The organism is Nocardia sp. JMUB6875 (assembly GCF_041154655.1).
In the GTDB taxonomy this organism is placed as follows: domain Bacteria; phylum Actinomycetota; class Actinomycetes; order Mycobacteriales; family Mycobacteriaceae; genus Nocardia.
Genome location: NZ_BAAFGR010000040.1, coordinates 41,450 through 51,464 on the forward strand (window position 1 = coordinate 41,450; position 10,015 = coordinate 51,464).

Genomic DNA, 10,015 nt, shown 5'->3' on the forward strand with positions numbered 1-10,015 from the left:
ATAGGCAACCATGGCGACACCCCACGAACCCAAGCAGGACCGCAGCCGGGCCACCCGGCAGCGGCTGCTGGAAGCGACCATCGACTGCCTGGCCCAGACGGGCTGGGCGGCCGCCACGGTCGCCGTGGTCGCCGAACGCGCCGGGGTGTCGCGCGGTGCCGCCCAGCATCATTTCCCCACCCGGGAAGACCTGATCACCGCCGCCCTCGAGTACATGTTCGAAACCCGGATGGATCAGGCCAAGGCCGACGCCCTCGCGGTTGCCGAGGTGGCCGAGGGCGTCGCCCGCACCGAGGCCGTGGTCTCGGGCCTGGTCGAGTCCTACACCAGCCCGCTGTTCAAGGCGGCCCTGCAGGTCTGGACCCATGCCGCCGCCGACCCGGCCCTGCGCGAACGAATCGTGCCCATGGAGGCCCGCTTCGGCCGCATCTCGCACCGCATGGCCGTCGAGGCGCTCGGCGTCGACGACTCCGATCCGGTGGCCCACCACCTGGTCCAGGCCACCCTGGACCTGGCCCGCGGCCTCGGCCTGGCCGACGTCCTCACCGACGACTCCCTGCGCCGCAAGGAGATCGTGGCCCAGTGGTCGGCCACGCTCCACACCGCCCTGACCGCCACCCGCTGACCGGACCACCCACCGAGTCTCAGTGGTGGGTTCCGTGGTCGGCACGGATGTGACCGGCGCGCTGCGAATTTAGCGTTATGGGCATGGAAATCAACGCGAACACCAGCACCGATATCAACGTCCAGCTCGAGGTGGCCGACCCTGAGGCCTCCGCCGCGATCTACGAAGCTGCCTTCGGCCTCGGCGACCGCCTCGGCTTCCGGGCCTCGGAGACCCCCAGCACCGGCTTCCGCGGATTCCTGCTCTCCCTGGTGGTCTCACAGCCCTCCACCGTCGACAGCCTGGTCGGCACCGCCGTCGACGCCGGCTTCACCGTCCTCAAGCCCGCGAAGAAGAACCTGTGGGGCTACGGCGCGGTGGTGCAGGCCCCCGAGGGCACGATCTGGAAGATCGCCACCTCCAAGAAGAAGGACGAGGCCCCCTTCACCCGCGAGGTCGACGACGTCGTGCTGCTCATGGGCGTATCGGATGTGAAGGCCAGCAAGCAGTTCTACACGGACCGCGGCCTGACCGCATCGCGGAGCTTCGGCGGCAAGTACGCCGAGTTCGCGAACCCGAGCTCCCCGATCACCCTCGCCCTGTACCCCCGCAAGGCCGCCGCCAAGGAGGCGGGAGTCCCCCTGGAGGGCACCGGATCCCACCGCATCGTCATGGACAGCGGCATCGGCTCCTTCACCGACCCCGACGGCTTCGTCTGGGAGGCGACGGCCTGATCAGCCCCGCGCCGAGTAGTTTTCGCCTTGACCCGACCGACAGGAGACAGATCATGAAGTTCCGCACCCACGTCGAGCCCCCCGAGCCCATGCGCGGCCTGGAGGTTCCGCCCGAGGTGGTGGAGGCGCTGGGCGAGGGTGCGCGGCCGCCGGTGACCATCACGCTCAACGGGCACACCTGGAAGAGCCGGGTCGCCCTGATGCGCGGCCGCTACCTGCTCGGCCTCAGCAACGCCAACCGGCAGGCCGCGGGCGTCGAGATCGGCGAGGAGGTCGAGGTCGACCTGGAACTCGACACCGAGCCCCGCGTCGTCGTCGAACCCGCGGACTTCGCCCAGGCTCTCGACGCCGATCCCGCCGCCCGCGCCGCCTACGACCGCCTCTCCCACAGCCGTAAGCGCGAACACGTCCACGCCATCGAGAGCGCGAAGAAGCCCGAAACCCGCCAGCGCCGCATCGAAAAGGCCATCGCCACCCTCGGTCGCTGACGCGTACGGCGGTCGGTCAGAAGCCGAATATCTCTGCCAGGTCGATGGATTCGTCGTCCCAGCGGCGTTCGATGGCTTCGCGCTCCGCGGTCGGCAGGTCCGGATCCCAGCCGGACCTGCGCCAGAAGGCTTCTCGGTGCTCATCGCTGAGGGGGTGCGTGCTCATGCGGGGTCCCTGGATCGTGACGGGCGTCACATTCAGCTTATCGATGAGTGAGATCAGTTGCGGCGGACCGGGATCACCGCCGCACACCGGTTATGTGGTCTTGGGGGAGGTCAGGTCGTAGAGGGTGATGCCGTCCACCTCTTGGGAGTTGAAGTGGTCCTTGACCCAGGCGGTGATTTGGGAGCTCTGGCTCTTGGTGCTGCCGTTGCCGCCGCGGTCGCCGCCCATCTGGCTACCCGCGATGAAGTAGTGGATGCGGCCCACCTGGACGTACTCCTGGAACTGGGCCAGGGTGGGGGACGGGTCGCTGCCATTGAAGCCGCCGACCGGCATGACCGGCAACTGGGTCGCCAGCTGGAAACCGGCCGCCGAGTTGGAGCTGACGGTGGCCGCCACCCAGGTGTAGTCGGAGCCGTCGGCCTTCAGCAGGGCGGTGACCTCGGCGCTCGGCTTGCTCGCCATCATCATGTTGCCCGCGCCGCCGAACTCGCCGGGGCCGCCCGCTTCGAATCTATTGCCGGGCATGCCGTTCGGGCGGTCGCCGCCGCCGTGCGGGCCGCCGGGGCCGAAGCCGCCGCGCACCGCGGGTCCGGCCGAGGGCATCGGACCCTGATGCGCCGTGGCGATGCCGTCGATCGCGTAGGCGGCCGGTCCGGCCAGGCCCACCAACAGTGCGGCCGACGCGGAGGCCAGTGCCGCCCTGCGGGGCAGGCGGATGAGCAACAGCACGGTCCCGACGATGCCGCCCACCAGGATCACCCATCGCAGCCACGGCACGAAGGAAGTGCTGCGGGACAGGATGATCCATGCGGTCGCGGTGGTCAGCGCGAGTGCCAGAGCGGCGGACAGACGCACCCACGGGCGGTCGCGGTGCTGCCACGCCAGTACCGAGCCCGCGCCGATCAGCGCCGCCACGCCGGGTGCCAGGGCCACCGTGTAGTACGGGTGGAAGATGCCCTTCATGAAGCTGAACACCAGACCGGTGCCCAGCAGCCAGCCGCCGAACAGGACCAGCGTCGCCCGCCGCGGATCGGTGCGGGTCAGCTTGCCGCGCAGGGCGATACCCACGACCAGCAGGACCAGTGCGGCCGGGATGAGCCAGGCGATCTGACCGGCCTGCTGCGGCTGGAAGAGCCGGTCGATGCCGGGTGAGCCCCACATGCCGCCACCGCCGGTCGGCAGCTGCTCGCCGCCGCCGAAGCCGCCGACGCTGCCGGTCTCGTCGCCGTTCAGGCGGCCCAGGCCGTTGTAGCCGAGGGTCAGTTCGATGATCGAATTGTGCTGCGAGCCACCGAAGTACGGCCGATCCGAGGCGGGCCACAGTTCGGCCAGCAGCACCCACCAGCCGGCGCCGATTACCAGGCCCGCGAGCGCGCCGAACAGTTGCGCGATGCGCTTGCCCAGCTTCGGCGGCCCCGCGATCAGGTAGGTCAGCGCGAGCGCGGGCACCACCAGCAGCACCTGCAATTGCTTGGCCAGGAAGCCGAGTCCGATGAACGCGCCGGTCAGCAACAGCCAGCGCCAGCGTCCGTCGGCCACCGCGCGGGTCATGGCCCAGGCCGCGGCCAGCATGAGGAACACCAGCATCGCGTCCGGGTTGTTGAACCGGAACATCACGGCCGCAATGGGAGTCAGCGCCAGCACCAGACCCGCGAGCAGTCCCGCGCTCGCCCCGAAATTGCGCCGCACGATCGCCCACAGCAGCGCCACCGATGCCACGCCCAGCAGGGCCTGCGGCAACAGCATGCTCCAGCTGTGCAATCCGAAGATCCGCACGCTGATCTCCATGGGCCACAACGACAGTGGCGTCTTGTCCACGGTGATGGAGTTGGCGGCATCAGAGGAGCCGAAGAAGAACGCCTTCCACGACACCGAACCCGCCTGCACCGCGGCGGCGTAGAAGGAATTCGCCCAGCCGTTGGCGGACAGATTCCAGATGTAGGCGATGCCGGTGCCGATGAGCAGCGCCGCCAGCGCCAGCCACTCCCGCCGGTCGGTGCGGGCCGCGGGCGGCTCGGCCGGTGGCGGGGTGAGCCGGGGTTCGTTCAGTGTCGCGGTCATCGGACCTCCTCCGTCGCGGTGCGCCCGGCATTGCGGAAGACCCAGCGCAGGCCGACGAACCGCAGCAGTGTGGCGACCAGGTTGGCGACCACCAGCACCAGCAGTTCGAGATGGACCGACGCGTCCGGAGCCCAGTGGTGCAGGGCGAACAATGATCCGCTGGTCAGCGCCAGGCCGACGCCGAAGATGACCAGACCCTGGAAGTGATGCGAGACAGCCTGATTGGATCCGCGTACCCCGAAGGTGAAGGCCCGGTTGGCCGCGGTATTGCCGATCGCGGTGATCAGCAGCGCCAGGAAGTTGGCCGCCTGCGCGCCCGTGATCCCTTGCAGCACAACATAGAGCAGCAGATAGGCGAGCGTCGAGGTGACGCCGACAATGCCGAACCGCACCAGCTGCCCGATCATGCCCAACGGCACCCCCTCGACCAGCGGCTCCCGCCCGATGGCGGCGCGCAGGTCGTTGATGGGCAGCCGCCCGGTGGTCAGCGCGCGGCCGACCCGCCAGATGCCCCGCAGGTCCTTGCGGGCGGTATCGACGATGTCCACCCGCGAGTCCGGGTCGTCGATCCAGTCCACCGGCACCTCGTGAATGCGCAGCCCGATCCGTTCGGCCAGCACCAGCAGTTCGGTGTCGAAGAACCATTCGCCGTCCTCGACCAGCGGCAGCACCAGCCTGGCCACCTGGGAGCGCATGGCCTTGAACCCGCATTGCGCGTCGGAGAACTTGGCCTGCAGCGAGGTACGCAGGATGAGGTTGTAGCAGCGGGAGATGATCTCGCGCTTGGGTCCGCGCACCACCCGCGACGAGGAGGCCAGCCGGGTGCCGATGGCCACGTCCGAATGCCCGGACACCAGCGGCGCGACCAGCGGCAGCAGCGCGTTCAGATCGGTGGACAGGTCCACGTCCATGTAGGCGACGACCTGTGCGTCGGAGGACTGCCACACCTCGCGCAGCGCCCGCCCGCGGCCCTTGCGGTCCAAGTGCACCACGCGCACGCCGTCCAGCTGATCGGCCAGCTGCTTCGCCACCGCCAGTGTGCCGTCCGTGGAAGCGTTGTCGGCGATGGTGATTCGCGCCGTGAACGGGAAGCCGAGGGTAAGGAACGCGTGCAGTCTGCGCACGCACGGCCCGAGGTCGACCTCTTCGTTGTAGACCGGAACGACCACATCCACCACGGGCGCGGTCACTGCTGCTGCGGGTTCCGCCGCCCGCACGGCGGTCACGGTGTCGTTCATGGTGACCAATCTCGATCACCAGACTCACATCAATCTGCGTCCCGCCTGGGAGGTTCCTGGGAGCGGAGCGGCGTTGTGGCCGTGGGTGCCTCGGCTAGCGGGGTCCGAGGTGCAGCCGCCACAGCGGCGAGACCGGACCGTGGCCCGCGCCCAGGTCGTAGGACGCCTCCAGACTGCGGAAGGTCCACTCCTTGGCAAAGGCGACCGCGTCCGGGACCGAATAGCCGTGTGCCAGTGCGCAGCAGATGGCGGCCGCCAGGGTGTCGCCGCCGCCGTGATCGTTGCCGGTGTTGAGCCGCTTGGCCGGGAGCTCGTGGAAGGTGTCGCCGTCGAAGAGCAGATCGGTGGACTGTTCGGAGGTGCGCAGGTGACCGCCCTTGACGATGGCCCAGCGCGGGCCCAGCGCGATCAGCGATTCGGCGGCCTTGCGCGCGGAGCCGTCGTCCACCACGTCGATGCCGGTGATGAGCCGGACCTCGTCGAGATTGGGGGTGACCACGGTGGCCAGTGGAATCAGCGTGTTGCGCACGGCGTCCAGGGCCTCGGCGTGCAGCAGGGCGTCGCCGTGCATGGAGGCGGCGACCGGGTCCACGACCAGCGGGATCTCGCCGTCGCGCCCGATGCCGACCTCGCGGCACACGCCCGCGACCGCCTCGATGATGGCGGTGGAGGCCAGCATGCCGGTCTTGGCCGCGCCGATTCCGATGTCGCCCACCACGGTTCGCACCTGATCGGCCACGACCTGCGGCGGGATCTCGTGGAACCCGCTGACGCCGAGGGTGTTCTGCACGGTCACCGCGGCCACCGCCACGCAGGCGTGCACGCCGCACATGGCCATGGTGCGGGAGTCGGCCTGGATGCCCGCGCCGCCGCCGGAGTCGGTGCCCGCGATGGTGAGGGCGCGAACCGGGGTGGTGCCGTTCGGTGCAAGCGGTAGGAGTTCCACGTCACAGACCCTAGTGGGGACGAATCGGGCCGCGATACCCACCCTAAATGAAAACCGTTATCATTAACCGCATGACTTCGGAGCCCATTCAGAACCCGCTGCCCGTGACCGTGCTGTCCGGCTTCCTCGGAGCGGGGAAGACGACGCTGCTCAACCACATCCTGGCCAACCGGGACGGCCGCCGGGTGGCGGTCATCGTGAACGACATGAGCGAGGTGAACATCGACGCCGCCCTGGTCGCGGGTCAGGGACACCTGGACCGGACCGAGGAGCGTCTGGTCGAGCTCACCAACGGCTGCATCTGCTGCACGCTGCGCGAGGACCTCATCGAATCGGTGGGCAAGCTGGCGCGGGAGGGTCGATTCGATTCGCTGGTCATCGAATCCACCGGCATCTCCGAACCCATGCCGGTGGCGGCCACCTTCGAGTGGGAGTTCGAAGACGGCTTCCGGCTGGGCGAGCTGGCACGGCTGGACACCATGGTGACGGTGGTCGACTGCTCGACGTTCCTCGCCGAGGTGGTGAAGGGCCAGGCCCTCGCGGAGCGGGATCTGCAAGCGGGAGAAGGGGATGCGTGCACCATCGCCGATCTGCTGGTCGATCAGGTGGAGTTCGCGAATGTCCTGGTGCTCAACAAGACCGACCTCGTCAGCGCGAATGCCCTCGGGACGGTGGAGGCCACGATCCGCCGGCTGAATCCGACTGCCCGGATCGTGCATTCGGCCCACGGCGTCGTGGACCTGGCCGACGTTCTCGACACCGGCCGCTACAACCCGGACCTCGCGGCCCAATTCGACGGCTGGGACGAGGAATTGGCGGGCGGACACACCCCCGAGACCGAGGAATACGGGATCAGCAGCCTCACCTTCACCGCCGACCGCCCCTTCCACCCCGAACGTCTCGAATCCGCCCTGGCGCAACTCCAGAGACTGCTACGCAGCAAGGGTTTCTTCTGGCTCGCGAGCCGTCCCGGCCTGGCCGCCATCTGGTCCCAGGCGGGCCCGAACCTCACCTTCGAGGCGGGCGCGTACTGGGACGCCCTCGACATGCCGCCCGGTCAGGAGATCGTCTTCATCGGCATCAAACTGGACCGGCCGCATGTCCGGGATCTGCTGAACTCCGCGCTGCTCACCGACGCCGAGTTGGAAGCCGGGCCGCAGGCGTGGCTGCGGTACCCGGATCCCTTCCCGTCCTGGGGCGGTGTGCACGAACACGCGTAGTCCGGATCAATTGGAGATGCCGGGCGTGCGGCGCAGGTAGGTGTCGTCGGTGAGCTGTTCCACCAGGAAGTTCGCGATATCGGCGCGCGAGATCTTCAGGGACAGACCGGGTTCCGTGGCGGGGAAGCCGCGCCGGTAGGTGCCGGTGGCCGGGCCGTCGGTGAAGGCGCTGGGGCGGACGATGGTCCAGTCCAGATCGCTGGCCTGGACATACTGCTCCTGCACCACGTGGTCGGCGTAGGCCTGGCGCAGCAGCATGCCGAACATGAGGTATTTCCAGACGAAGTTGAGGTTGCCGCGGCTGTCGCCGACGCCGAGTGAGGACTGGCAGATCAGGCGCTTGACGCCGGTCCGCTCCATGGCCTCGATGATGCGGCGGGTGCCCTCGGCCCTGACGACGCCCTTGCGGCCCGCGCCGAGCGTGATGATGACCGCGTCCTGACCGATGACCGTGCGCTCCACCGCGGCGGGGTCGAGGACGTCGCCGACCTCGACGCGCAGTCGCTTGTCTTTGACGGTCAGGTTGGCGGCGTTTCGCGTCAGCACGGTCACCTCGTGCCCGGCCGCGAGGGCCCGTGCGACGACCTGGCGACCGATGGTCCCGGTGGCTCCGAAAATTGCGACCTTCATGTGTCTCACCTCGTGTTTTCCGTTGTTGCGAAGGTGAATTCAGTACATCAACGCAGCCGCTCGCGGAACATCGCCCGGCGTCTCGCGAACATGCGGGAGGGTCCAGGCATGCGTGTGGCCCGCATCCGGTCGGGATGCGGGCCACGGGCATCGAATCAGCTCAACCGGGCGAAGAATTCGCGGATATCGGCGATCAGCACCTCGGGCGCCTCGTACGCGGCGTAGTGCCCGGCGGCGTCGTTGGCGCTCTCCGAATGCATCGACCGCACGTCGTAGGCGTGCCAGCTCACGATGTTCTTGTGATCCCGATCGGCGAACCGGCGGATCGACTGGAAATCACCCTTGAACATGGCCAGTGCCAGCGGCACGGTGGTCGGGCCCGGGGTGCGCTCGGTGTCGTGGGCGTCCTCCCAGTAGAAGCGGATCGACGAGGCGGCGGTCCCGGTCAGCCAGTAGATCGCGGTATTGCCGACGATGAACTCGGCGTCCAGGCTCTCGCCCATGAGCTGAGAGTTCCAGCCCAGCAGGCCGACCGGCGAATCCGAGATGGCGAAGGCCAGGGTCTGCGGCTGCTGGCTGTGCAGGGTGTTGAAGGCGAACTTGTTGTCCATGAACCACTGCAGGTGGCCCAGCGCCGCCAGGTCCTCCTCGGACAGGTCCGCCATCTCGGCCGGATCGCCCGACGGGAACGAGAACAGCTGCGTCACATGGGCTCCCAGCAGCCGATCCGGCGCGATGCGGGCAATCTCCGGCACCACCATAGAGCCGGCGTCATTGCCGATGGCGCCGTAGCGCGCGTAGCCGAGCCGGTCCATCAGCTCCACCCAGGCGCGGGCGGTGCGGCGGGTGCCCCAGCCGGTCGAGCGGGTCGGGCCGGAGAAGCCGAAGCCGGGCAGCGACGGGATGACGAGGTGGAAGGCCGGGGCCGAGGCGTCGGCCGGGTTGGTGAGCGGCTCGATGACCTTCAGGTACTCCAGGATCGAGCCCGGCCAGCCGTGGGTCAGGATCGCCGGGACGGCATCCTCGCGCGGCGAGCGCACGTGCAGGAAGTGGATGTCCTCGCCCTCGATCTCGGTGGTGAACTGCGGGTAGGCGTTGAGCTCGGATTCCAGTGCCCGCCAATCGAACTCCTCCAGCCAGTACTGCGCGAGCGCCTGGACGCGGTCCTTGGTGACGCCGTACGCGTCGCCCACGCCCGGCAGCTCGTTCGGCCACAGCGCCTTGCGCAGCCGCTCGTTCAGATCATCGAGCTGGGCCTGGGGGACGTCGATGCGGAAGGGGCGGATGGCTGCGGTGGCGGACTGGGCGTTCATCTTGCTCTCCTTGTTGGAACGGAATGTTTCGTTCTGTTTCAAGAGTAGCGGAACGGATCATTCCGTTCAAGTGGTATTCTGAATTCATGCCGAAGACAGCCGAACCCGCAGCTCAGCGCGCCCTGCCCGGTCGCAAGGCGCAGGCCGCCCGCAATGACGAGGTCATCCTCGCCGCCGCCCGCGAGGTCTTCCTCGCCGAACCGAAGGCCCCGATCTCCGCGGTCGCCGAGCGCGCCGGCGTCGGCATCAGCGCCCTCTACCGCCGCTACCCGAGCAAGGAGGAGCTGCTGCGCACCCTCTGCTACGACGGCCTGCACCGCTACAACGCGGAAGCCGAAGCGGCCCTGTCGAATTCCGACGGCTGGGCGGTCCTGACCGACTTCCTGCGCCGAGTGGTCGACGCGGACGTCCATTCCCTGGTCGTCCACCTCGCGGGCACCTTCACCCCGGACGAATCGATCCTCCCCGAGGTCCACCGCTCATCCGACCTGAACACCCGAATCCTCCGCCGCGCCCAGGAATCCGGCCGCCTCCGTCCCGGCGTCACCGTCGCCGACTTCGGCCTCATCCTCGAATCCTGCGCCGCCAGGCCCCCGTCCGGGTCGCGCTCTACAC

At 68.7% G+C, this 10,015-nt stretch carries 11 protein-coding genes; 5 read left to right on the forward strand and 6 right to left on the reverse strand.

Features of this window, described 5'->3' with window-relative positions; genetic code table 11:
- The first annotated feature begins 10 nt into the window (after positions 1–10).
- The 3 genes from ACAM49_RS12955 to ACAM49_RS12965 all read left to right on the forward strand — a co-directional run bounded on the left by ACAM49_RS12955 (position 11) and on the right by ACAM49_RS12965 (position 1,826).
- Positions 11–625, forward strand: coding sequence for a TetR/AcrR family transcriptional regulator (locus ACAM49_RS12955; RefSeq protein ID WP_369635719.1), 615 nt, complete (start codon positions 11–13; stop codon positions 623–625).
- Between the two features lie 83 nt (positions 626–708).
- Positions 709–1,338, forward strand: a complete 630-nt coding sequence (locus ACAM49_RS12960; protein ID WP_369635720.1) for a glyoxalase — start codon at positions 709–711, stop codon at positions 1,336–1,338.
- A gap of 53 nt (positions 1,339–1,391) precedes the next feature.
- The gene (locus ACAM49_RS12965) at positions 1,392–1,826 is read left to right on the forward strand and encodes a YdeI/OmpD-associated family protein (protein ID WP_369635721.1); all 435 of its coding nucleotides are present in this window, start codon (positions 1,392–1,394) and stop codon (positions 1,824–1,826) included.
- Between the two features lie 16 nt (positions 1,827–1,842).
- Here the strand turns inward: ACAM49_RS12965 and ACAM49_RS12970 are convergent, their stop codons facing one another.
- From ACAM49_RS12970 to thiD, 4 genes are all read right to left on the reverse strand, one after another.
- On the reverse strand, positions 1,843–1,992 hold the full coding sequence (locus ACAM49_RS12970) for a hypothetical protein (protein ID WP_369635722.1): 150 nt from the start codon (positions 1,990–1,992) through the stop codon (positions 1,843–1,845).
- A gap of 90 nt (positions 1,993–2,082) precedes the next feature.
- The gene (locus tag ACAM49_RS12975) at positions 2,083–4,053 is read right to left on the reverse strand and encodes an ArnT family glycosyltransferase (RefSeq protein ID WP_369635723.1); all 1,971 of its coding nucleotides are present in this window, start codon (positions 4,051–4,053) and stop codon (positions 2,083–2,085) included.
- The gene (locus ACAM49_RS12980; protein ID WP_369635724.1) at positions 4,050–5,291 is read right to left on the reverse strand and encodes a glycosyltransferase; all 1,242 of its coding nucleotides are present in this window, start codon (positions 5,289–5,291) and stop codon (positions 4,050–4,052) included. Before ACAM49_RS12980 ends, ACAM49_RS12975 begins: the two co-directional genes overlap by 4 nt.
- Before the next feature lie 94 nt (positions 5,292–5,385).
- The gene (gene thiD, locus ACAM49_RS12985; RefSeq protein WP_369635725.1) at positions 5,386–6,237 is read right to left on the reverse strand and encodes a bifunctional hydroxymethylpyrimidine kinase/phosphomethylpyrimidine kinase; all 852 of its coding nucleotides are present in this window, start codon (positions 6,235–6,237) and stop codon (positions 5,386–5,388) included.
- 71 nt (positions 6,238–6,308) lie between these two features.
- On the opposite strand from thiD, the gene ACAM49_RS12990 reads away from it, so the two are divergent.
- Positions 6,309–7,457, forward strand: coding sequence for a GTP-binding protein (locus tag ACAM49_RS12990; protein ID WP_369635726.1), 1,149 nt, complete (start codon positions 6,309–6,311; stop codon positions 7,455–7,457).
- A 6-nt stretch (positions 7,458–7,463) separates the two neighbouring features.
- Here ACAM49_RS12990 and ACAM49_RS12995 read toward each other — a convergent pair whose 3' ends face one another.
- Together ACAM49_RS12995 and ACAM49_RS13000 are read right to left on the reverse strand one after the other, a co-directional pair.
- Entirely contained in the window at positions 7,464–8,087 is a 624-nt protein-coding gene (locus ACAM49_RS12995) for an NAD(P)-dependent oxidoreductase (protein ID WP_369635727.1), read from the reverse strand.
- 155 nt (positions 8,088–8,242) lie between these two features.
- Complete coding sequence (locus ACAM49_RS13000; protein ID WP_369635728.1) at positions 8,243–9,400, reverse strand: epoxide hydrolase family protein; 1,158 nt, start codon at positions 9,398–9,400, stop codon at positions 8,243–8,245.
- 86 nt (positions 9,401–9,486) lie between these two features.
- On the opposite strand from ACAM49_RS13000, the gene ACAM49_RS13005 reads away from it, so the two are divergent.
- Positions 9,487–10,015 (forward strand): TetR/AcrR family transcriptional regulator (locus ACAM49_RS13005; RefSeq protein ID WP_369635729.1); only part of this gene is annotated, 529 nt, incomplete at its 3' end.

Coding starts and splice junctions, on each gene's coding strand:
- ACAM49_RS12955 (WP_369635719.1), top strand. CDS start 11: ATGGCGACACCCCACGAACCCAAGCAGGACCGCAGCCGGGCCACCCGG.
- ACAM49_RS12960 (WP_369635720.1), top strand. CDS start 709: ATGGAAATCAACGCGAACACCAGCACCGATATCAACGTCCAGCTCGAG.
- ACAM49_RS12965 (WP_369635721.1), top strand. CDS start 1,392: ATGAAGTTCCGCACCCACGTCGAGCCCCCCGAGCCCATGCGCGGCCTG.
- ACAM49_RS12970 (WP_369635722.1), bottom strand. CDS start 1,992: ATGAGCACGCACCCCCTCAGCGATGAGCACCGAGAAGCCTTCTGGCGC.
- ACAM49_RS12975 (WP_369635723.1), bottom strand. CDS start 4,053: ATGACCGCGACACTGAACGAACCCCGGCTCACCCCGCCACCGGCCGAG.
- ACAM49_RS12980 (WP_369635724.1), bottom strand. CDS start 5,291: ATGAACGACACCGTGACCGCCGTGCGGGCGGCGGAACCCGCAGCAGCA.
- ACAM49_RS12990 (WP_369635726.1), top strand. CDS start 6,309: ATGACTTCGGAGCCCATTCAGAACCCGCTGCCCGTGACCGTGCTGTCC.
- ACAM49_RS12995 (WP_369635727.1), bottom strand. CDS start 8,087: ATGAAGGTCGCAATTTTCGGAGCCACCGGGACCATCGGTCGCCAGGTC.
- ACAM49_RS13000 (WP_369635728.1), bottom strand. CDS start 9,400: ATGAACGCCCAGTCCGCCACCGCAGCCATCCGCCCCTTCCGCATCGAC.